This is a genomic window from Ruegeria sp. HKCCD7251 (genome assembly GCF_013031165.1).
GTDB lineage: Bacteria > Pseudomonadota > Alphaproteobacteria > Rhodobacterales > Rhodobacteraceae > Ruegeria.
On sequence record NZ_WPZC01000002.1, the window covers coordinates 447281 to 470196 of the forward strand.

The window sequence follows — 22916 nt, forward strand, 5'->3', positions numbered from 1 at the left end:
CTCTGACCGCAGTATTGGTACGTGATGAGACGAGCAGCCACTATGCATTCTGATGATATGTCCGAGATCGACGAGCAACGATCCGGTTTGCGCACGATCCGCAAAGTCGCGCCCTATCTTTGGCCCGAGGATGAACCCTGGGTAAAGCGGCGTGTTGTACTGGCAATGGGAATGCTGGTGCTGGCAAAGCTCATCGCGGTCTATACGCCGATTCTCTATAAAGGCGCGGTCGATGGTCTGGCGGGTGAGGGGGTGCCACCGCTGGCGTTGGGTGCCGTTGGTCTGACCGTTGCCTATGGCGTGGCCCGGATGATGACTGTGGGCTTTCAACAGCTTCGCGACGCGGCCTTTGCACCTGTTGGTCAGCGCGCGCTGCGCGCCTTGGCCCTTGAGACGTTCAGGCATATTCACCAGCTTTCTATGCGCTATCACGTCTCGCGCCGGACCGGGGGCCTTAGCCGTATTATCGAACGGGGTGTAAAGGGCGTTGAGTTCCTGCTGCGGTTTCTGCTGTTTTCGATTGGTCCTCTGATTCTTGAGCTGTTGCTGGTGGCTATCATCCTGATGTGGCTGTTCGATGTCTGGTATCTTGTGGTCGTGGCCGTCACGATCGCCCTGTATATCTGGTTTACCTTTGCGGTCACCGAATGGCGCGTGAAGCTGCGCCGCGAGATGAACGATCAGGATACCGAGGCCAATCAACGCGCCATCGACAGCCTTCTGAACTTTGAAACGGTCAAGTATTTCAATGCGGAAACGCGCGAAGCGGAGCGCTATGATGTGTCGATGAAGGCGTATGCGGGCGCTGCGCTAAAGACGGCTTATTCGCTGGCGTTCCTGAATTTCGGTCAGTCTTTCTTGATCACCTGTGGCCTGATCGGTGTCATGGTTCTGGCGGCAATCGGCGTGCAAAATGGCACCCTGACCGTTGGTGATTTCGTTATGGTCAACGCCTATATGATCCAGATTACCGTACCTTTGAACTTTCTGGGTACGGTCTACCGGGAAATCCGTCAGGCCCTTGTTGATATGGGCCAGATGTTTGACTTGCTGGAACAACCTGCCGAAGTCACGGACAAACCCGACGCGCCGGATTTGGTGGTTTCAGGTGGAGAGGTGACGTTAGAGGATGTCCGCTTTGGCTACGACGCGGATCGGGAAATCCTGAAAGGCGTATCTCTGACCGTTCCGGCTGGTCAAACGGTTGCGATTGTCGGAGCGACGGGTTCTGGCAAATCCACCATTGGCCGCTTGCTTTTCCGGTTCTACGACGTAACCGGCGGAACGCTCAGGATTGATGGGCAGGATGTGCGCGATGTGTCCCAAAACAGTTTGCACGCGGCCATAGGCGTCGTGCCGCAGGATACCGTGCTGTTTAATGACACCATCGGCTATAATATTGCTTATGGACGTGACAATGCCACGCAAGACGACGTGGAAGCGGCGGCCAAGGCGGCACAGATCCATGACTTCATCATTACTTTACCCGAAGGCTATGACACCAAGGTTGGTGAGCGTGGTTTGAAGCTGTCAGGCGGTGAAAAGCAACGCGTCGGGATCGCGCGGACGTTGCTCAAGAACCCGCCGATCCTCTTGCTGGATGAGGCGACATCGGCGCTGGACACAGACACTGAAAAGGACATCAAGGACGCCTTGGCGCGCGCGGGTGAAGGGCGAACCGTCATTACGATTGCCCACCGGCTCAGCACTATTGCCGAGGCGGATCGTATCGTCGTTCTGGAACGTGGTGAGATCATCGAACAAGGCACACATGATGAGTTGCTAGAGCAAAACGGGCGCTATGCCCAATTGTGGAACCGGCAGCAAAACGACTTGGAAGCCGCGTAGTATTCTTGTGCGGGGCGTAAAGAAATGGGGGCCGGTTCTTGACCGGCCCCTTCTGATTCATTCGGCTGCTTTGAGAGGAGAGCCCGGCGGTGCATCCAGTGTGCGATCCGTTTCGAGTTCCGCCGTCCATGGTTCGTCGGTCCAGATTACCTCGGTGGCTTGCGCCTGACGCGCCGCTTTTCCTATGGCCATATCCTGCGCGACCTGACTGGATCGACCCGCCGTTGCGCGTGCCAGAAGTTTGCCCAACCAGATCGTATAGGTCGAAACCCACACACGCAGCGCCAGGAAAGAAGGCGTCACGATCAGGGTAAGAACGGTCGCAATGCCAAGCCCGAACACCACCGCCGTTGCAAGCTGTTTCCACCACAAGGCGGTGGGGCTGTTGATGGAATAGCCGCCGTTGATGAAGTCGAGCGAAAGGCCGAACATCATCGGTGTCAGGCCTGCCATCGTGGTCAGGGTGGTCAGCAGAACCGGGCGAATGCGGGCTTCGGCGGTGCGCACAATGGCCTCAATCCGCGGCATATAGCGGCTGTATTCCTGATAGGTGTCAATCAGGACAATATTGTTGTTCACCACAATTCCTGCGAGGGCCACAATCCCCGTCCCCGTCATGATGATCGAAAACGGCTGTTGCATGACCAGCATCCCGATCAGGACTCCGGTGGTCGAAAGAACAACCGCCAACAGGACAAGAACGGAATTGTAGAACGAGTTGAACTGCGCCAACAGGATGACAAACATCAGACCCAAGGCACCGGCAAAAGCGTTCATGAGGAACGCACCGGATTCTTCCTGATCTTCCTGATCGCCGGTCCATTCCCAGCTTACTGCGCTGCCAAGCGGATCGGTCTCAAGCCATTCTGTCAGGACGGCGATCCGTTCATTGGGATTGATTGGCGCGATGCGCGCGTCACCCGAGGCGATCTGCGATCTAATCTGTTCGGCATCCAAGGCACCAGTTGTCTTTACGACCTCGTATTCGGATCCGTTGGGTCCGGTGACAGTCGTGCCTTCGGGACTTGCGTCGTCGGTCAACTCTCTGACGACGGCCACACGCTCTTGCGATCCATCAGAGGCTTCTATGGTCACCTTGCTCAGGCCGGGTTCTACGTCAGCTTTGACATCGTAGTACCGCTGCTGATTCACGCGGTCGATCTGGGCCAGTTTCGCAACGGGCTTGCGGGTGACAAAGTTCGACAAGGGTACAAGGCCATCCGGCGTTCGAACTTTGAGGGTATCGAGGGTCGAAAGAACGCGATCTTCGTCGGGCAGGCGGACGCGGATTTCAATTTCTTCATCCACGTTTTCCGGACGCATTTCACCCAGCAAAAGCCCACGGGTCACCAACTGAACCATGGCACCGACCGTGGCGACATCGGCACCAAAACGACCCGCCTTGGCCACATCGACGTCTATTTGCCAATCAATGCCGGGCAGGGGAAGCGTGTCTTCGATCTTGATCAGGCCGGGTGTGTTATCAAACACATCGCGTGCGGCCAGTGTTGCCGCGGTCAGCTCTTCCCAGCCATCGCCCTTGATGCGCAGATGCACCGGTTTGGCCGAGGCCGGACCTTGGGACAGCGGCAGAATCTCAACAATGATGCCCGGAATCTCGGCAAGTTCCGCGTTTAGCTGATCCAGCACGAAATCGCCGTCATAGTCTGGCGCAACAGTTTGCCGATCGACCAGCCCACCAAGGATGGGTTCGGACACGTTCGGTCGATCTTCCCATGGAATGATTTCAAACTGAACGCGACCAACCGTGTCAGCGGGCGCTTGTGCGCCGCCATTATTCTGACTTAGGCCACCTTCGCCCGCGAAGGAAAAGACATTGATGACCGCAGGGTGCGCGCTGATGATTTCTTCTGCCGCCAGCACCATCTCGTCTTTTTCCGCCAGAGAGATGTTGCCGCGCGCCCTGACATATGCCGTTGCTTGCTCAGGCTCATTCTCGACGAAAAACTCTACGCCGCGGTTGTTGCTGCCATAGATGGACATGACCGTGACAACGGCAAATCCGACGGCAACGATAGACACAATCGGCATGATCGGATTGCCAACGAGGAACTTGATGACGTGGCCAAAAGGTGTGTGTTCGCGGACCGTGTGCACATGCTGATCCGGGGTACGCTCGATCTTGGCCGCGCTCAGGGTCACGGACCCTGCAAACGCGCCAAGGATAAACAGAAGCGCACCAAAGAGCATTCCACCCGGCGCTCCCGCAGGCAGCAGATAGGCCGGGTTCAGAACCTGCATGGCCCCCAGGAAGATCATATAAAGCGACGGGGGCACCATCACGACGCGCAACCACCACGGGGTACGCGCTTTCAACCATTCAGAAGAATGGTCGAAGAAACGGCTCAGCCGCCCGGAAACACCGCCCATTACGGGCAGATAAATCAATGCCACGATCAACGAAGCAGACAGAACAAAGATCAGCGTGACAGGCAGCATTCCCATGAACTCACCCGGAACACCGGGCCAGAACAGCATGGGAAGAAAGGCGCAGAGCGTAGTCGCCGTGGATGACACGATAGGCCAGAACATCCGCTGCGCTGCCTCGACATAGGCGTGCATCGGGCCAACACCTTCCTTGATGCGCTTGTCGGCGTATTCCACCACAACAATCGCCCCGTCGACTAGCATACCCACCGCCAGGATCAGGCCGAACATCACGATGTTGGAAATACTGACGCCCATCACGGCGAGGAAGGCAAAGCACAGCAGGAACGATGTCGGGATAGCAAAGCCCACCAGCAGCGCCGCGCGCGTACCCAGCGACGCCAAAACCACGATCATCACCAGCGCAATGGCTGTCAGGACCGAACCCTCAAGCTGGCTGACCATCGAACCGACGATGCGGCTTTGGTCGTTCGACGTGCCCAGTTCGATGGCGGCCTGCATCTCGGGTGGCCACTTGGCCTGCGCTGCGGCAATGGTTGTTTTGACGGCCTCGACCGTGTCGATCAGGTTGTAACCTTTGCGCTTGACCACTTGCAGGGCGATAGTGGGCTCGCCGTTAAAACGTGCCGTGCCTTCGCGATCTTCGAATGTATAGTTGATCTGCGCCAGCTCGCCCATCGTGACGACCCGGTCGCCATTGACCTTGACCGGCAGGTCATAAACGTCTTGTGCTGTTTTGAAGGACGAAGGGATCTTGACCGAGAATGTTCCTTGCTCAGTCTCGACTTCGCCTGCTGCGATAAGCTGGTTGTTGTTTTGGACGACGTTGATCAGCTCGGCTGCGGTTACGTTGTACGCCTCGAGCCGGAGCGGGTCGATGATAACCTCAAGCAGTTCGTCACGATTGCCTGCAATCCCTGCCTCAAGCACCGAATCCAGCGATTCAAGCTCGTCCTGCAAATCTTTGGCGACGCGGGCCATTGTGCGTTCCGGCACAGCCCCGGTCAGGTTGACGATGACGATCGGGAATTCCGAAAAGTTGATCTCGAACAGTGAATACTGCTCAGCGCCTTCGGGGAATTCAGCCTGTGCGCTGTTCATCGCGTCGCGCACGTCGGCCATGATCGCGGTTTTGTCCCAGCCAAAATCGAATTCCAGCGCGACCCCTGCATAACCTTCCGAGGCCGTAGACGTCATTTCCTTTAGGCCGTCCAGATCGGCCAGCTCGGTCTCCATCGGCTTGACCAGCAGGTTCTCGGAATCTTCAGCCGAAATGCCGGGGAATTGAACCGAGACAAACAGGGCAGGGATTTCAATGTCGGGCTCGCCCTCTTTGGGCAAATTGACATAGGCAAACCCGCCCACAACAAGCGAGATTGCGATAAAGGCCAGAACCATTCGCGCCCGGCCAGCAGCCCAACTGACGATTCCGGTCATTTTGCAGCGTCCCGATAGGTGGGCTTAACGCTTACGCCACTTGTCACGAATTCCTGCCCGATGACGATTATATCCACGGTTTCAGGAAGGCCGCCGACCCATACGCCTTCCGACGTGTCACGCAATAGCTCGACAGGGAAGAAATCGGCAACGTCGCCTTGCCCGACGCTTCGAACGCCAACCTGACCTTCTTTATTGAGCGTCAGGGCAGATTGCGGCAGCAGATGCGCCTTGGCACCTTCGGCAGAAATGCGGATGTCTGCGGTTTGCCCGTCCCGAATGGCAAGTTCGGGGTTCGGAACAGTGATCTCAACTTCGAAGGTCCGGGTTGTTTCGTCGGCGGACCGGCTCAGGAATGTCACGCGACCCGCAACCTGCAGGCCTGTGACCAGTTGCGCCGAGGCCTCGGAGCCTACGATGACGCGGTTAACTTCGGCCTCCGGGACAAAACCTACCAGTTTGATCGGATCAAGCTGAATGACGGTTGCGCAAAGCGATCCGGGCTGCATCAGGCTGCCCAACTCAGCCGTGTCGCTTTCCAGCAGACCCTTGAACGGGGCCTCGATGGTCTGGCGGTCAATTTCCCGTTCTGCGGCGGCGACCTCGGCTGTTGCCGCTTCAATCCCTGCGCGCGTCGCCTCTAGACCAGCTTCGGCTGTCTTTACGCCTGCTTCGGCGCTTCGCATTGCGGCCTGGCTGGATATCCTGCGCGTTTCCGAGCCGAACCCGGTTTCCGAAAGTTTCTGCGCAGCCGTTAGGTTGATCTGAGCTTCGGCGACCAAGGCATGTGCTTCTTCAAGACGCGCTTCAGCTTCGGGGATGCGGCTCTCGGCCTCAAGCTTGCCTGCCATCGCCTCAGCAAGGCTGGCGGGGCGGGTGCCGGGATCCAGTTCACACAGCAGGTCGCCCGATTCTACGAACGTTCCTTTGCGCTTTGGTTCCGAAATGACCGTCGAGGTCGTTTCGGCCAGAACTTCGACCTGTCGGTTGGCTTTTGTTTGGCCGCGCAGCAACACGGCGCTGTCAATCTCGCGCGCTACCGAGCGAACGGCCACCACGCCGATAGCATTCCGATTCTCGGATGCGGAGCCTTCGGATTCATCCGCAGATGACGGGCTTGCCTCGGCTTCGGCCCGGCCAGCAATCGCAAATAGGGTATCGCGTTCAAACACAAGCAGGAATAGTGCAACGACCACCAGCAAAGCATTTACGATTGAAATCAAACGCATTCAGAATTTCTCCCCAAATTCTTCGCCCGGATTTCTACGGCGCCTAATCTTAAATGTGGGGCGCATTATGTATCTTTTCCACACTGAACTGAATAGTTCGGTTTGTTTTTTTCCGCAAGCGGTGTTCAACCCGCCTTAAATGCCCAAAATCGCACCCTTGGCTTGGCAAGGTCGCCGGGGTATGACATTGCGCCATACGTAATTGAATTAGCCCGGAGCGCAGGGATGAGCGACGTCGACAGTTTTATTGATGAGGTGACCGAAGAGGTGCGCCGTGACCGTCTGTTTCTGCTGCTGCGCCGGTGGGGATGGGTTGGTGTGCTGGCGGTTGTCCTGATTGTTGGCGGCGCCGCATTCAATGAAATCCGCAAAGCACGCGCAACGTCGCAGGCCGAAGAACTGGGCGATGCGATTCTTTCGGCGCTAGCTCAGAATGACTCGGCTGAACGGGCCGGTAGCCTGGAAAGCGTCGCGGCGGCTTCACCGGGTGGCGATGCAGTAGTAGATATGCTGTTGTCTGCATCCCAATCCGAGGCCGGTTCGGTGGAAGAGGCCGTGAACAACCTGAATGCCATTGCGGTTCAGGGTGATCTGCCGGAAATCTATCGCGCGATTGCGACGTTTAAGGCGTTGCTTCTGCAAAGCGACACCCTGCCCTCGGCAGACCGGCGTCAGCAGTTTGAGGCTTTGGCTGCGCCCGGCGCTCCGCTTAGGTTGCTGGCCGAAGAACAACTGGCCCTAATCGACGTATCCGAAGGCAATGTCGATGCCGCCATCGAAAGATTGCAGGCGCTGCGGCAGGATGCCGAGATTGGCGTTGACCTTCAGCAGCGCGCAGCCCAGTTGATCGTGGCACTTGGGGGTGAACCCGAACCGTTGGTAGCCCGGCAGGGATGATCCGCAGCGTAACGAATAATGGCAGGCGAGTTCGGAAAACCATGGTAACAAATCTTCTTTCCCGAGTTGGATTGTCGGTTGCGGCTGTATCCCTGACCGTTCTCGCGGCTTGTGAGGAACCCGAAGTCATCCTGCCCGGTCCGCGCGAAGACATCCGTCCTGCGGCGGATACGGAAACCGTCGAGACGCGCGGGTCTAAGCCAATCAGCCTGCCGACTCAGAAGGCGAATGCAAGTTGGCCGCAAAGCCCGGGAACGGCAGCGTTTCGCACGACGAACGCTCAACTTCGGGCCACGCCACAGCGGGTCTGGTCCGCATCGATCGGCAAAGGCGACTCGCGCAAGCAGCGGATCACGGCGGAACCGGTCGTTGCCGGTGGATTGATCTACACGCTCGATTCCGGGGCGACGGTTTCCGCCGTTTCGCCCCAGGGTCAGCGGGTCTGGAGCACGGATCTTATTCCTGTTTCGGACGGTGACTCGGACGCGACTGGCGGCGGCATCGCTTATGCCGATGGTGTATTATATGTCTCGTCGGGATTTGGGCGGCTGACCGCGCTGGATGCCAGATCAGGGGCAATCCGGTGGCAAAAACGTCTGAATGCGACTGGCAGCGGCGCTCCGCTGGTGAATGGTGGCCTGTTGTATCTTGTGGCCGGTGATGAAACCGGTTGGGCCATTGATACCAAAGACGGCCGCATCGCGTGGCAGATTCAAGGCACGCCAAGCGTCGGCAATGTGCTGGGCGCGCCTGCGCCTGTGATCGCGTCCGAATTCGCGGTCTTCGCGTTCGGGTCTGGTGATGTTTCCGCAACCTTCCGCAAGGGCGGTATCCGTCGGTGGAACGCCTCGGTCGCCGGAGGACGGCGGGGTCGGGCCGCAGCTCAGATCATTGACGTGACCGGTGGTCCGATGGTGTCTGGTGATACGATCTTTATTGGGAACCACTCGGGCCGGACCGTGGCCTTTGATGCAAGCTCGGGCGAGCGGAAATGGACGGCGGATGAGGGTGCGGTCGATACCGTTTGGCCCGCCGGGAACAGCCTTTTCCAAATCAGTGACCGCAGTCAGCTTATTCGTCTGGATGCTGCGACGGGTGAAGTTGTCTGGGCGCAGGACTTGCCCGGCTTTGTGAAGGACAAGCCTAATCGCCGGGGCCCCATTGTGGCGCATTACGGGCCGATCATGGCTGGGGGGCGTCTGGTGATTGCATCCAATGATGGATACCTTCGGTTCTTCAGCCCGGTTGACGGCACCCTTGTGCACCGCGTCGAAGTACCCGGCGGTGCGACCACGGCACCGGTTGTTGCCGGGCAGACGCTTTATGTCGTGTCCACAAAAGGTGATCTACACGCTTTCCGTTGACCGAAAGATGCGCTAAAGGGCGCGTCTGAGTCTTGAAAGTTGAGTATCATGTCGCTGACCCTCGCCATTGTGGGGCGCCCCAATGTGGGCAAATCCACCCTGTTCAACCGCCTTGTGGGTAAACGTCTTGCTTTGGTCGACGACCAACCCGGCGTGACGCGTGACCTGCGCGAAGGCGAAGGGCGCTTGGGCGATCTGCGGTTCACCGTAATCGACACCGCTGGGCTTGAGGATGCGACGGACGATAGCCTGCAGGGCCGGATGCGTCGCCTTACAGAACGCGCCGTGGATATGGCCGACGTGTGCCTGTTCATGATCGACGCGCGGGTGGGGCTGACGCCGACGGATGAGATGTTCGCCGAAATCCTGCGCAAGCGCTCCAAACACGTTATCCTTGCGGCCAACAAGGCAGAAGGCAGTGCGGCGGATGCAGGTGTGCTTGAGGCCTATAACCTTGGCCTTGGCGAACCGGTGCGTTTGTCCGGCGAGCATGGCGAGGGGATGACAGACCTTTATGCGCAATTGATGCCTCTGGCCGACGCTGCGGCTGAAAAGGCGCAGGATGATGCGCCGGAAACCGATATCGAATTGGATGAGGATGGCGAGGGCGAAACGCCGCTCATCACCGCTGACAAGCCGTTGCAGGTCGCCGTTGTGGGCCGTCCGAATGCCGGGAAATCCACGCTGATCAACAAGATCATGGGTGAAGATCGCCTGCTGACCGGCCCCGAGGCCGGGATCACCCGCGACGCGATCAGCCTTCGGATCGACTGGGCCGACCCAGATGGCAACAGCACCCCGATGCGCATTTTCGACACCGCCGGGATGCGCAAAAAGGCCAAGGTGCAGGAAAAGCTGGAAAAACTGTCGGTCTCGGACGGTCTGCGTGCCGTGAAGTTTGCCGAGGTCGTGGTGGTCCTGCTGGATGCGGCTATTCCGTTTGAACAGCAAGACCTGCGAATTGCGGATCTGGCAGAGCGCGAAGGGCGTGCTGTGGTCGTCGCCGTGAACAAATGGGACATCGAAGAGGACAAGCAAGAAAAGCTGCGCGACCTCAAAGAATCCTTTGAACGCCTTCTTCCGCAACTGCGCGGCGCGCCGTTGATTACCGTGTCAGCCAAGACGGGCAGGGGTTTGGAACGTCTGCGTGCCGCCATCCTGCGCGCCCATGACGTGTGGAATCGTCGTGTGCCGACCGCTGCGCTAAACCGCTGGCTGACTGTAATGCTGGAACAACATCCACCTCCAGCACCGCAAGGCCGTCGCATCAAGCTGCGTTATATGACTCAGGCCAAAACCCGCCCACCTGGATTTGTCGTCATGTGCTCGCACCCTGACAAGATGCCCGAAAGCTATAACCGGTATCTGGTCAACGGACTGCGCGAGGATTTTGATATGCCGGGCACTCCGATCCGCCTGACGTTGCGTGGGCAGGGCGACAAGAACCCCTATAAGGGACGCCGCAAGAAAAACGCGGGCGCGCTGGCAAAGCATCTCAAGGGCCGCGCGTAACTGCGCCAATTTTCAGCATTTTTGGCTCAGGGGCGTGACAGCCCGAGTTCCCCGCGCTAGCATTCAGGTGCGTGCATTTGTTTTCGCACGCGCTGCTTGTTTGCGGAGTTTCCGCACATAGTTTCGAACCCATATTGAAGCGGGCCATCGTGGGGAGCGGACGTGATGGATTTGAGGGAATACACTAGGCAATATGCGGTGCAAGATAATCGTCTGGCCGCGCTAAGTTACTTCGGGACTTTTGCGGTGTATTTTGCATCGCTGGCTTTGGCGATCATCTATGTGGATCGCTGGTACATCATGGTCCCCGCCGGAATCGTCTTCGCGTTCTCGGCTGTGCGTCTTTACGTTCTGCAACATGACTGTGGGCACCATTCCCTGTTTGAAACGCGTCAACAGAATGAATGGGCCGGGCATGGGCTGTCTCCGTTCACATTTGCTCCGTTTGAAGTGATGAAGCAAAACCATAACCTTCATCATTCGGGCATCGGCAACCTCGAACATCGCGAGACCGGCGAGATTCATACGATGACTGTGCGCGAGTGGAATGAGGCGGATTGGAAGGCGCGGTTATTCTATCGCCTTTACCGCAACCCGTTTATCCTTGTCCCGGTGGGCGCGCTATTTACCTATTTCATCCGGTACCGCTGGCCCAAGAATACAGTCCGGTTTGGTGTCACGGGTGTCCTGTTGCACAACCTGTCAATTGTTGTGTTCCTTGGGCTGCTTTACTTGATCGCAGGGATGACCGGTATTCTGGTCTGGCTTGTATTTTCCCTTTTGGGCGGGATGTTGGGTGTGTTCCTTGTCTACCTGCAACACAATTTCGAGGACACTTATTGGGACCGCCGCCCGGATTTGGACCCCAAGCTGGCAGCGTTGCAAGGATCGTCGGCGCTGGATTTCGGCTGGTGGTTTGACAATGCCGTGGCCTGCATCACGTTACACGATATTCACCACTTCAACGCACGTATTCCGTCGTATCGACTGCGTGCATGTCATTATAACCTGCCACCGGAATACACCCCGCGGCGGATCAAATTCCCCGAGGCGGTCGCGGCCCTGAACCTGAAATTATGGGATGAGGATGCAAAGCGCCTTGTTCCGTTTCCCAAAAAGGATCGGTCTGCCGGGCTTGCCCACAGTAATTGACGCCCGAGCGGGTTCTACGTGTTACCCTGTCTTGTGGATGTGTATATCCTGCGTATATACGTATGTGCAGGGAGAAACTGAAAGGACAAAGAATGACCGCAGTGACCGACGTAAATGGTGTAGGTGAGGCGCTTGGCCAATTGCTGATCGCCAATGGCTTCAAAACGGCTGAAGCCATCGCCAAGGCAACCCCCGACGCTCTGGTCAAAGTCCCTCGAATAGGTGCGGCACGTGCGCAAGTGCTGATCGCCGCCGCGAAACAGGCGATCGCAGCCAAACCCGCTGCGAAGCCGGCGACGCGCCGTGCGCCTTCGCGAAAACCTGCGGCCCGAAAGCCAGCCGCGCGCAAAACCGTGGCCGCCGCCGCGGCAGAAAAGCGAGCCGAGGAAGCGGCCCGTAAAGCAGCCGAAGAGAAAGCAGCGGCTGCGATGGCAGAGGCTAAAGCCAAGAAGAAGGCAAAGGCCAAAGCCAAGGCTGAGAAAGCTGCCAAGAAGCGCGCCGAAATGGAGGCTGTGTTCTCGAAAGCCAAGGACAAGGTAAAGGCCAAGGCGAAAAAGGATAAAAAGTCCCAAAAGGACGGCAAGAAGAAAGACGATAAGAAAAAGAACGATAAGAAAAAGGGCGACAAGAAGAAAGACGCCAAAAAGAGCGATAAGAAGAAGGACAAGAAAAAAGCGAAGAAGTAAGCCTTCCTCGCCTTTGATCGAATAGAAACCGGCGGCTGTGGCGCGCCGGTTTTCTTATGCCAATGTGCCGTCCAGTTGCAGCGTCAGCTTGCCGCCCAGATAGGGGGCCAACACCTCGGGCAGGGTGACGGTGCCATCGGCGTTCTGGCCGTTTTCCAGCACCGCGATCAGACAGCGCCCAACAGCCAGCCCCGAGCCGTTCAGCGTGTGGACATATTCCGGTTTGCCGCCACCTTCGGGCCGGAAGCGCGCATTCATGCGGCGGGCCTGAAAATCGCCGCAGGTCGAAACCGAGCTGATTTCACGATACGTGCCCTGACCGGGTAGCCATGCTTCGATGTCATAAGTACGGCGCGCGCCGAAGCCCATATCGCCGGTACACAGGATCACGGTGCGATACGGGACGCCCAGTTTCTCAAGTATCCCTTCAGCGCACCGCAACATACGCTTTTGTTCATCGTCGGAATTGTCCGGGTGCGTGACCGAGACCATCTCAACTTTCTCGAATTGGTGCTGGCGCAACATCCCGCGGGTGTCCTTGCCCGCGCTGCCTGCCTCGGACCGGAAGCACAGCGAATGCGCGGTATAGCGGCGGGGCAGGTAGCTTTCCTCGATCATCGTGTCGTTCACGATGTTGGTCAGCGAGACTTCGGAGGTCGGGATCAGCCACCAACCTTCACGGGTCTGATAGCTGTCTTCGCCGAATTTCGGCAACTGGCCAGTGCCCTGCATCATCTCGGACAGAACCAGAACGGGACCGTTGACCTCGGTCAACTCGTTTTCGTTGATATGCGTGTCCAGCATGAACTGCGCCAACGCGCGGTGGATGCGTGCAACGCCGCCCGACAGCAATACAAAGCGCGAGCCGGACAGTTTGGCAGCGGTCTCGAAATCCATGCCGGTTTGGACGGCCTCAACCTCAAAATGCTCTTTCGGGGCAAAGTCCAGTTCGCGCGGGGTGCCCCAGCGGTTCACCTCGACATTGTCGTTTTCATCTGCGCCTTCGGGCACATCCTCGGCGGGTAGGTTGGCGATGCGGATCAATTGATCTGTCAACAGCGCGTCCAGATCCTTAGCTTCGGTCTGCATCCGGGCGACTTCGGCCTTCTTTTCGGCGACCAGAGCCCTCAAACGCTCGAATTCGGCCTCATCACCGCGACCCTTGGCAGCGCCGACTTCTTTGCTGGCCTTGTTCTGCTCGGCCTGCGCAGTCTCAGCCGCCAAAATCTTGGCGCGGCGGCTTTCGTCCAACCGCAACAGGTCTGACGACACCGGCGCGTCCCCACGGCGCGCAAGTGCGGCGTCGAAGGCGGCTGGGTTTTCGCGAATGGCGCGGATGTCGTGCATGGTTCAGGTCCTTGAATGCGTGAATCACTGAAACCGCTTATGCACCATCTGAAAGGCGGGGTGTAGCACCGGTTACGACTTATCGGTGTCCTCGTGGGTTTCATGCGCCAGATGCCCGTTCCAGTCCTCGGTCGGGATTTTTGGTTCGGGCGGGTCAGCCATGTAAGAGGGCGTCATGATCTGCACGTTGTTCTCATTGAACACAGCGACGATGTTGCGATGCAGGTCCGAGCGGATCTTTGGGATAATACTGCCGCGCGTCGAATATCCGTTGATCTGATAGTTGATCGCGTAATCGGCCAAAGCCGTCCATAAAACAAAAGGTTCCGGCTTGGCCTTGATCCCCTTGGTGCGGCTTGCTGCTTCGATCAGCATGGCCTCAACTTTTTCAGGCGGTTCCTCGTATCCGATTCCCACGGTGGTGTGCAAAAGCAACCCGCTGCCGTCGGTTTTCTTGGAGAAGTTCACCACATCCGAATTCATAAGCTGCGCGTTGGGGATCGAGATCAGCTCGTTCTTTATCGACTTCAGATGTGTTTCCATCAGCTTGATCTGGACGACATCGCCGATGTGATCGCCGATTTGAATCCGATCCCCGATTGAGGTTGACCGGCGATAGATCACGAACAGCCCGGCTAGCATGTTTGATACGACCGAGTTCGCACCCAGCGAAAGCATCGCGCCGACCAGAATGGTCAGCCCTTGGAAGGCGGCAGAATCTGAACCGGGGATGTAAGGCACGGCAAATACAAGCGCGATCAGGATGACGACGACGCGGGCGATGTTGAAGGTCGGGTTGACCCAGTGACGCTCGAAATCGCCCATGTCGAATGTGCCAGCCTCGACGGCATCGAAGAAAACGCGCATTCCCTTGATGATGTACATCGCCACCCACGAGATCAGCGCAAGCATGATCAGGTTGGGGATATAGCTGATGATCCCCTTGAAGATCAGAAGAACCGGCTCGGTCAGGTACGTCAGCAATAATTGGGCGAAATAACGAGTCTCGGCAAAGGCCAGCAGGACGAAAGACAGGTAGTAGTAGAACCCAAGGAAGAAAATCACGAGCAGGACGAAGTTCAGCCCGTACCGTACTAAGGCTGCGATTGCTTCGGCCTGAACGCTTTTGGCTGTGGCGGTCTCGACATCTCTCAGATGACGCTTCACGAATTTTACGGTTCGGCGTCTGATCCGTCGATGTATCCAAAGGATCAGGGCGACGAATGCTGCAAAACCGGCGGTCCACGCGATGGCTTCGATTGCGCCGGACACTCGCGCCTGGTCGGTCCGATTGGCCCTGTATGCCACGATTGCATCTTCGATCGCTTCACCATGGAGGAAGCTGAGAACGTCCAGCTCCATTTGTTCCAGTTCGGAATCGGCGACGGTGACCACTGAAACCGCAAAACCGTCAACAAGGATGCGGGTGCCAAGATCCGTTTCCTCGTAGGCAATCGTCACGGTCGGGCTGTCGGAGGATTCGGCCGCTTTGACGATGTTGTCCTGAACGGTTTCGGCTCGCTCTTGCGCGGGAAGGGCGCTTGAACCCCTTAGGAAAAACAGCGTATCGCCATCCACGATCACGGGGGCTTTGAACGTATCAGATTGTTCTTCGGCAATTTCGGTTTGCGTGTCCGTTTCCTGCGCAAATGCCAAGGGTGCCAGCAACGCGAAGAATAAGACTGCAATCAGCAGTTGGCGAAACAGGCCAAGGGTATGGATTAATTGCGTCATTCGCCCTCCCACGGCTCAACTATATCTATCCAATCCGGTGTTCCTAGAACGCAGTCGCAACTTCGGCCTGCCACTGTGATTAATATGAGCCAATCATTGAAAAAACCTGCGCCACCATTCCTTGCAAACAGGCGGTTCAAAGAATAGGTTCTCGCCAAATTTGCGGAGCGCTTCCGCAAGACCAAACCAAAAGGAATATCCCATGGAAGGTGGCGCAATCGCCCAGTTTCTCCCGCTGATCCTGATCTTCGCGATCATGTATTTCCTGCTGATCCGTCCGCAGCAGAAGAAGATGAAGGAACATCAGGCCATGGTCGAAGCCGTGCGCCGGGGCGATCAGGTGGTCACCCAGGGTGGCCTGATCGGCAAGGTGTCAAAGGTCAAGGAAGGCGACAACGAGATCGAGGTTGAGATCGCAGAAGGCGTCAAGGTCCGTGTGGTCAAATCGACCATTGCGCAGGTTCTGAACAAGACCGAGCCAGCGAAGTAACTTCGCACGACATCTCGTTGAAAAGGCAGGGTAATGCTGCAAATTGATACCTGGAAGCGGGTTCTGATCTGGGCGGTCTGTGTGATCGGTCTGCTGATGGCCCTGCCGAATGCGTTTTACACGCGCGTCGAGCAATCCAACGATGCCAAGGCCGCAATTGAGCTTGGCATCGACACCCCCGAGATGCAGGCCGAGGCGGGGCAATGGCCGAATTGGTTGCCGTCATCTCTGGTCAATCTTGGCCTTGATCTTCGTGGGGGCGCGCATCTGCTGGCCGAAGTGCAGGTTGGCGATGTCTACGAATCCCGCATGGATGCGATGTGGCCGGAAATCCGCGACGCATTGCGTGATGAACGGGGCACAGTTGGCACTATTCGCCGGCAGGATTCGGCTCCGGACGAGATTCGGGTGCGCATCAGCCAGCCCGAAGGCATGTCCCGCGCGCTGGAAGTCGTGCGCGGACTGGCCCGTCAGGTGCAGACGCTGACCGGCGTAGGCGCAACGGATATCGAAGCGCGGGCCGAGGGTGACACGATCATCGTGCGATTGTCCGAGGCTGAACAGCTTGCCTCGGACGACCGCACAGTGCGTCAGTCGCTTGAGATCATTCGCCGCCGGATCGACGAAGTCGGCACCCGAGAGCCGACGATTCAGCGTCAAGGCACAGACCGGATTTTGATTCAGGTTCCGGGCATCGGCAGCGCGGGTGAGTTGAAAGAGATTATCGGCACAACCGCGCAACTGACGTTTAACCCGGTTGTCAGCCGTGGCACCAACCCCGATGCGGTTGCTGGTGTGGGTGAGAAAGTTGTCCCGTCCATCGACGAAGATGGCGTGTATTACACGCTTGACGCTGCGCCCGTGGTGACGGGCGAAGAATTGGTGGATGCGCAACCTGCGTTCGACCAGAACGGTCGCCCTGCGGTGAACTTCCGGTTCAACACGTCCGGAGCCCGCAAATTCGGCGACTATACGCTGGAAAATATCGGTGCGCCCTTTGCGATTGTACTGGACGATGAGGTCATCTCGGCCCCTGTCATCCAAAGCCATATTCCGGGCGGATCGGGGATCATCACCGGTAACTTCACCGTTGAAGAAAGCACCAATTTGGCTGTTCTGTTGCGTGCGGGTGCTTTGCCAGCCGGGTTGGAGTTCCTGGAAGAACGCACCATCGGCCCGGAACTGGGGCAAGACAGCATCGACGCCGGTAAGGTCGCAACCATCGTGGCATTCGTCGCCGTGCTGGTCTTTATGGCGCTCAGCTATGGTCTGTTTGGTGTTTTTGCCAATATCGCGCTGATCCTGAACGTGGGACTACTGTTTGGCCTTCTGTCTATGATCGGGGCCACGCTGACCCTGCCGGGGATCGCGGGTATCGTACTGACGGTCGGTATGGCGGTGGACGCCAACGTGCTGATCTTTGAACGTATCCGCGAGGAACTGAAATCCGCCAAAGGCCCCGCCCGCGCCATCGAACTGGGCTATGAAAAGGCGCTGTCAGCCATTCTGGACGCAAACGTGACCACCTTCATCACTGCCGTGATCCTGTTTGCCATGGGCAGCGGGCCGGTGCGCGGCTTTGCCATCACTCTGGGTCTGGGTATCCTCACCTCGGTCTTCACCGCGATCTTCGTGACGCGCCTGATGATCGTGATGTGGTTTGAACGCCGCCGCCCGAAAACGATCGAGGTTTGATCATGAGACTGAAACTTGTCCCGCAAAACACCTCGTTCGATTTCTTCAGTCGCTGGAAGATCTGGCTTGGCATCTCGGGGCTGATGATGGTGATCGCCTTCACGTCTTTCCTGTTGCAAGGGCTGAACTTCGGTATCGACTTCCGAGGAGGCACTACGATCCGCACCCAATCAGCGCAGGAAATCGACGTAGGCGCTTATCGCGATGCCATTGCGCCGCTGGAATTGGGTGATGTAACTATCACAGAGATTTTCGATCCGACCTTCGGTGAAGACGAAAACGTCGCAATGATCCGTATTCAGGCGCAAGTCGATGCCGAGGCTGTTTCGGCCGCAACCGTCACGGCCGTAGAAGCAGCGCTAAAAGGGGCGGCCCCGGACATTGTTTTCGTATCCGTCGAATCCGTCGGCCCCAAAGTTTCGGGTGAGTTGATTCAGACTGCTGTGATCGCCGTTGTCCTCGCGATCGGGGCCGTGCTGGTCTATATCTGGCTGCGCTTTGAATGGCAGTTTGCTTTGGGTGCAGTCGCCGCACTTGTGCACGATGTGATCCTGACAATCGGTATCTTCTCGGAACTACAAATCCGCTTCGATCTGGCCATCATCGCGGCGCTTTTGACCATCGTGGGCTATTCGCTGAACGACACCGTGGTTGTCTTCGACCGCGTCCGTGAAAATCTGCGCAAATACAAAAAGAAAGAGCTGAAAGAGGTTCTGAATATCTCGATCAACGAAACCCTCAGCCGGACGGTCATGACCTCGGTCACAACCCTGCTTGCGCTGATATCGCTGTACGTACTGGGCGGGGACGTCATCCGAGGCTTTGTCTTTGCGATGATCTGGGGTGTGATCGTGGGGACGTATTCCTCGGTCTTCGTGGCGTCGACCATCCTGCTGTGGCTGGGGGTCAAACGCGACTGGTCCAAGCCGTCGAACACGGCGGGCAACCAGTTTGCCAACGTCGATGCCTGATGTTTTCGGCCAGTCCCCGACGGGGCTGGCCGTCATTATTTTCGCGGCCTTTCTGGGCGGTATAGTTCGCGGCTTTTCCGGCTTTGGAACCGCGCTGATCTTTTTACCGATCGCAACACCCTACCTTGGCCCGTTTGGGGCGCTGATCGGCCTGACCATTATGGATATCTTCGGACCCCTGCCGAATTTGCGCCGCGCTTGGGGGGCTGTCGATCGAGGCGACTTGCTTCGGCTTGTCGGAGGCTGCGCGATACTGCTGCCTGTGGGATTGTGGCTGCTGACCCAAGTTGAGCCGGACGTTTTTCGCTATACGGTCAGTATTCTGGCGATTGCAATGCTGGTGATCTTAATTTCGGGGCTGCGCTATCACGGTCACGTCGGTCGAAAGATGGTTATGAGCATCGGTGCCGCGGCAGGTTTTCTGGGCGGTGTGGCGGGGCTGCCAGGGCCAGCCGTCATTCTTTTCTACATGTCTCGCCCTCTGCCGATTGAAGTTATCCGCGCCACTATTTTGCTTTTTCTGTTTGCCTTCGATTTCCTGATCTTGGGTTATTTGTCCGGCATGGGATTGGTCACGCTGTCCGCGGCTGCATTGGGATTTCTGCTGGCGATCCCGAACTTTTTGGGCAATTGGCTCGGTGGTTGGCTGTTTCGCCCTTCGCGTGAAAAAGCCTATCGCATTGCTGCCTATCTTGCGATCGCGCTTGCGGCCTTGTCCGGCCTGCCTCTTTGGGGCTAGAACGCATCCATGCGCCTGAATGAGATCACGTATAACAACGCAGTACCCATTGACGGCTATGGCCCGGGGTTCTTCCGGATTGGCGGTGAGATCCACGAAGGCACGGTTCTGACCAGCCCTCAAGGGACAACGGTTTGGAATGGCTATTCGGACGAAGCCGCATTGTTGGCGTTGGCCGATCACATAGATGTACTGTTCATCGGTACCGGGGCCGAACTTGCCCATATTCCGGCCGATCTCCGGACCAAACTTGAAAGCGCGGGCATCGGGGTCGAGATCATGAGCTCTCCCGCTGCCTGCCGCACGTATAATGTACTGCTGTCCGAGGGGCGCCGCGTCGCGCTGGCCCTAATCCCTGTCTAAGGGATCCGTCTTCATCTGGCCAAAAATATCCCGGGGAGCCGGCATAGGCGCGCCTTTGGTTCAAGCGCCATTGGCGGCGGGGCAGGCCCCTCGCTTCCTCCAGTGTCACCACAAACCCTATTCAAGTTCTGCTGCAAATCCTTCCTTTTGTCCTTTCGTGCAATCCGTTAAGCGAAGGACATGACACTGACTGTAACTGAACTGGCTATCGCCCGAGGGGGCGTTCCCGTGCTCGAAGGGCTCAACTTTGCGCTTCAGCCCGGCAAGGCGCTGATCCTGCGCGGCCCGAACGGGATCGGGAAGACAACCCTTCTTCGGACACTTGCGGGGCTGCAACCTCCCATCGCAGGTCAAATCGAGGGGGCAGAGGATCAGATTGCCTATGCGTCGCATTCTGACGGGATAAAGCCAACTCTGAGTGTGGTCGAGAATTTGGCGTTTTGGGCATCGGTTTTTGGCACAAGGGGAATACAGCCTGCATTGGACGCATTTGCTCTGAATGAGCTATCGGACCGGCATGCGGGCAACCTGTCGGCCGGACAAAAGCGGCGGCTGGGGTTGGCGCGGATGCTGGTCACGGGGCGGCCGATCTGGATGCTGGACGAACCCACCGTATCGCTGGACAAAAATGCGGTGAGAATGTTCGCTGATGCCGTACGTGCGCATCTGAGGCAGGGGGGCTCGGCCCTGATCGCCACCCATATCGACCTCGGCCTGGATGGAGAGGTTTTGGATGTCGGCCCCAACAAGGCCAAACCCAAACCCATTGACGATTTCGACGGAGGTTTCCTGTGATCGCTCTGCTGCAGCGTGACCTGAAACTGGCCTTCCGCGCGGGCGGAGGGTTTGGCCTGGGACTGGCCTTCTTCCTGATTGTCACTGTGCTGGTGCCGTTCTCAGTCGGGCCGCAATCCTCGCTGTTGTCGACCATCGCGCCGGGTATCCTGTGGCTAGGCGCGCTGCTTGCCTGCCTGCTATCGCTGGACCGCTTGCTGGCATTGGATTGGGAGGACGGCTCGCTTGACCTGCTGGCCACCGCGCCGCTGCCACTGGAATCGGTAGTGACGATCAAGGCTCTGGCCCATTGGCTGACCACTGGCCTGCCGCTGGTTCTGGCCGCACCCTTTTTGGGCGTTCTGCTGAACCTGCCGGTGCCGGGGTATTTCTGGCTGGTCACCTCGCTGCTGATCGGCACCCCGGCCATGAGTGTGATCGGCACCTTCGGCGCAGCCCTGACCGTGGGTCTGAAACGCGGCGGCTTGCTGCTGTCGCTGCTGGTTCTGCCACTTTACGTGCCCACGCTGATCTTCGGCGCCGAAGTGGCCCGCCGGGGCGCCACCGGGATGGAAACCCAGACCCCGCTGCTCATGCTGGCCGGGATCACCGCCGCGACAATTGCGCTGTTGCCCTTTGCCAGCGCCGCCGTTTTGCGTATCAACCTTCGGTGACCCATTTAAAGATTGACCAAGGTCAATTGAGAACGAAACCGACTCGGACTAGATAAGGCCCATGTCTATCGCAGCGAAAGCCAACGCCCTCTGGGAATACGCCAACCCGCGCAAGTTCCTTGCCACCAGCGAACGGGTGATGCCGTTTTTCTGGATCACCTCTATCGCGTGCATCGTGGTGGGGCTGGTGTGGGGGTTTTTCTTCACGCCGGATGACTACAAACAGGGCTCGACCGTCAAGATCATCTACCTGCACGTTCCTGCGGCGCTGATGGCGATCAATTGCTGGCTGATGATGCTGGTAACCTCGTTGGTCTGGCTGGTACGCCGTCACCATGTCAGCGCGCTGGCGGCCCGCGCGGCTGCCACCATCGGCATCGTGATGACACTGATCGCATTGGCGACGGGCGCAATCTGGGGCCAACCCATGTGGGGTACCTGGTGGGCGTGGGATCCGCGCCTGACCTCGTTCCTGATCCTGTTCTTGTTCTACCTGGGCTACGTGGCCCTCTGGGAAGCGATCGAAGACCCTGATACAGCCGCCGACCTGACATCGGTCCTGTGTCTGGTGGGCTCGGTCTTTGCGATCCTCAGCCGCTATGCGGTGAATTTCTGGAACCAGGGCCTGCATCAGGGGGCTTCGGTAATGCGCGCTGCTGCGATTACCGGAACGGATACAGAAGAAAAGGTCAGCAACATCTATTTCTACCCGCTGCTTCTGTGCATCATCGGGTTTGTCCTGCTGTTCATTGCGCTGGTGCTGTACCGCACGGGTACGGAAATTCGCGCGCGCCGGATCAAGGCACTGCTGGCACGGGAAAGGGTAAACGGATGATCCCTGATCTTGGAAAATACGCCGATACGGTTATCTGGTCTTATGTCGTATCCATCGGCCTGTTGGTGGCGCTGGTCGCATTTAGCGTAATGCGAGGGCGCAAGGTTAGGGCCGAACTTGAGAAGGTCGAGGACAGGATGACCCGAAATGGCTAAAATCTCGCCGTTGATGATCGCTCCGCCAGTGATCTTTGGAATTTTCGCGATCACAGCCTTGGTGCAATTGCAAAGCGGGTCTGATGAAACACTCCCATCGGCTTTGGAGGGGCATCCGGCGCCGCCCGTCGTTTTGACCGAATTTCCCGGCAAAGCCAGCTTTGATGACGCCACGCTGCGCGATGGCGAGGTCAAGTTGGTGAACTACTGGGCCAGTTGGTGCGCGCCTTGCCGGGTCGAGCATCCTAATCTGCAAGCTCTGTCGGATGAGGGTATCCCGGTTTATGGAATCAACTACAAAGATCAGTTGAACAATGCCGAAAGCTTCCTGTCCGAACTGGGCGATCCCTATGCCGGGATTGGACGGGATGAACAGGGGCGGTTGGGCCTTGACTGGGGCGTTTACGGCGTGCCTGAAACCTATGTCATAGACGGGCAGGGCACGATCATCTTGCGGTTTCCCGGACCAATAACGCAGCGCGTGATCGAAAGCACGATCCGAACGGCCCTAGAAAAAGCGGCAGCCAACTAAACCTCGCCCCTTCTTCTGTTGAAAAATACTTCGGAGCGCGAGGCAGAGCCTCGCAAGAATAAAGGACGCCCGC

The 22916-nt window shown here is 57.8% G+C and carries 20 protein-coding genes; 16 read left to right on the forward strand and 4 right to left on the reverse strand.

The window, feature by feature from the left end; genetic code table 11:
- The first annotated feature begins 42 nt into the window (after positions 1 to 42).
- On the forward strand, positions 43 to 1848 hold the full coding sequence (locus GOX75_RS08375; RefSeq protein ID WP_171122124.1) for an ABC transporter ATP-binding protein/permease: 1806 nt from the start codon (positions 43 to 45) through the stop codon (positions 1846 to 1848).
- 57 nt (positions 1849 to 1905) lie between these two features.
- Here the strand turns inward: GOX75_RS08375 and GOX75_RS08380 are convergent, their stop codons facing one another.
- Both GOX75_RS08380 and GOX75_RS08385 read right to left on the reverse strand, forming a co-directional pair.
- Entirely contained in the window at positions 1906 to 5694 is a 3789-nt protein-coding gene (locus tag GOX75_RS08380) for an efflux RND transporter permease subunit (protein WP_171122125.1), read from the reverse strand.
- Positions 5691 to 6923, reverse strand: a complete 1233-nt coding sequence (locus GOX75_RS08385; RefSeq protein WP_171122126.1) for an efflux RND transporter periplasmic adaptor subunit — start codon at positions 6921 to 6923, stop codon at positions 5691 to 5693. Before GOX75_RS08385 ends, GOX75_RS08380 begins: the two co-directional genes overlap by 4 nt.
- A 225-nt stretch (positions 6924 to 7148) precedes the next feature.
- Between GOX75_RS08385 and GOX75_RS08390 the strand changes: the two genes are divergently transcribed.
- The 5 genes from GOX75_RS08390 to GOX75_RS08410 all read left to right on the forward strand — a co-directional run bounded on the left by GOX75_RS08390 (position 7149) and on the right by GOX75_RS08410 (position 12534).
- A complete protein-coding gene (locus GOX75_RS08390; RefSeq protein ID WP_171122127.1) occupies positions 7149 to 7820 on the forward strand; it encodes a hypothetical protein in 672 nt (223 codons plus the stop codon).
- Between the two features lie 41 nt (positions 7821 to 7861).
- The gene (locus tag GOX75_RS08395; protein ID WP_171122128.1) at positions 7862 to 9184 is read left to right on the forward strand and encodes a PQQ-like beta-propeller repeat protein; all 1323 of its coding nucleotides are present in this window, start codon (positions 7862 to 7864) and stop codon (positions 9182 to 9184) included.
- 48 nt (positions 9185 to 9232) lie between these two features.
- Positions 9233 to 10696 carry a ribosome biogenesis GTPase Der gene (gene der, locus GOX75_RS08400; RefSeq protein ID WP_171122129.1) on the forward strand — a complete coding sequence of 488 codons (1464 nt, stop codon included), beginning with the start codon at positions 9233 to 9235 and terminating at the stop codon, positions 10694 to 10696.
- A 165-nt stretch (positions 10697 to 10861) separates the two neighbouring features.
- Positions 10862 to 11848 (forward strand): fatty acid desaturase, encoded by a 987-nt coding sequence (locus GOX75_RS08405; RefSeq protein WP_171122130.1) that lies wholly within the window; start codon positions 10862 to 10864, stop codon positions 11846 to 11848.
- A 92-nt stretch (positions 11849 to 11940) separates the two neighbouring features.
- On the forward strand, positions 11941 to 12534 hold the full coding sequence (locus tag GOX75_RS08410; protein WP_171122131.1) for a helix-hairpin-helix domain-containing protein: 594 nt from the start codon (positions 11941 to 11943) through the stop codon (positions 12532 to 12534).
- Between the two features lie 54 nt (positions 12535 to 12588).
- Here the strand turns inward: GOX75_RS08410 and serS are convergent, their stop codons facing one another.
- Both serS and GOX75_RS08420 read right to left on the reverse strand, forming a co-directional pair.
- A complete protein-coding gene (gene serS / locus GOX75_RS08415; protein WP_171122132.1) occupies positions 12589 to 13881 on the reverse strand; it encodes a serine--tRNA ligase in 1293 nt (430 codons plus the stop codon).
- 72 nt (positions 13882 to 13953) lie between these two features.
- Positions 13954 to 15615, reverse strand: a complete 1662-nt coding sequence (locus tag GOX75_RS08420; protein ID WP_171122133.1) for a mechanosensitive ion channel family protein — start codon at positions 15613 to 15615, stop codon at positions 13954 to 13956.
- 202 nt (positions 15616 to 15817) lie between these two features.
- Between GOX75_RS08420 and yajC the strand changes: the two genes are divergently transcribed.
- From yajC to GOX75_RS08470, 10 genes are all read left to right on the forward strand, one after another.
- Positions 15818 to 16105, forward strand: coding sequence for a preprotein translocase subunit YajC (yajC, locus tag GOX75_RS08425; protein ID WP_155151194.1), 288 nt, complete (start codon positions 15818 to 15820; stop codon positions 16103 to 16105).
- A 33-nt stretch (positions 16106 to 16138) separates the two neighbouring features.
- Positions 16139 to 17800, forward strand: a complete 1662-nt coding sequence (gene secD / locus GOX75_RS08430) for a protein translocase subunit SecD (RefSeq protein WP_171122134.1) — start codon at positions 16139 to 16141, stop codon at positions 17798 to 17800.
- Between the two features lie 2 nt (positions 17801 to 17802).
- Positions 17803 to 18771 carry a protein translocase subunit SecF gene (gene secF / locus GOX75_RS08435; protein ID WP_171122135.1) on the forward strand — a complete coding sequence of 323 codons (969 nt, stop codon included), beginning with the start codon at positions 17803 to 17805 and terminating at the stop codon, positions 18769 to 18771.
- Positions 18764 to 19510 carry a sulfite exporter TauE/SafE family protein gene (locus tag GOX75_RS08440; protein WP_171122136.1) on the forward strand — a complete coding sequence of 249 codons (747 nt, stop codon included), beginning with the start codon at positions 18764 to 18766 and terminating at the stop codon, positions 19508 to 19510. The genes secF and GOX75_RS08440 overlap by 8 nt, the downstream gene beginning before the upstream one ends.
- 9 nt (positions 19511 to 19519) lie before the next feature.
- Positions 19520 to 19873: an Mth938-like domain-containing protein gene (locus GOX75_RS08445; protein WP_171122137.1), complete on the forward strand. Its 354-nt coding sequence runs from the start codon at positions 19520 to 19522 to the stop codon at positions 19871 to 19873.
- A 180-nt stretch (positions 19874 to 20053) separates the two neighbouring features.
- Entirely contained in the window at positions 20054 to 20668 is a 615-nt protein-coding gene (gene ccmA, locus GOX75_RS08450) for a heme ABC exporter ATP-binding protein CcmA (protein WP_171122138.1), read from the forward strand.
- Complete coding sequence (ccmB, locus tag GOX75_RS08455) at positions 20665 to 21321, forward strand: heme exporter protein CcmB (protein WP_171122139.1); 657 nt, start codon at positions 20665 to 20667, stop codon at positions 21319 to 21321. The genes ccmA and ccmB overlap by 4 nt, the downstream gene beginning before the upstream one ends.
- A 61-nt stretch (positions 21322 to 21382) precedes the next feature.
- Positions 21383 to 22156 (forward strand): heme ABC transporter permease, encoded by a 774-nt coding sequence (locus GOX75_RS08460; protein WP_171122140.1) that lies wholly within the window; start codon positions 21383 to 21385, stop codon positions 22154 to 22156.
- Positions 22153 to 22311, forward strand: a complete 159-nt coding sequence (ccmD, locus tag GOX75_RS08465) for a heme exporter protein CcmD (protein ID WP_171122141.1) — start codon at positions 22153 to 22155, stop codon at positions 22309 to 22311. Before GOX75_RS08460 ends, ccmD begins: the two co-directional genes overlap by 4 nt.
- On the forward strand, positions 22304 to 22843 hold the full coding sequence (locus GOX75_RS08470) for a DsbE family thiol:disulfide interchange protein (protein WP_171122142.1): 540 nt from the start codon (positions 22304 to 22306) through the stop codon (positions 22841 to 22843). Before ccmD ends, GOX75_RS08470 begins: the two co-directional genes overlap by 8 nt.
- Positions 22844 to 22916: the final 73 nt, after the last annotated feature.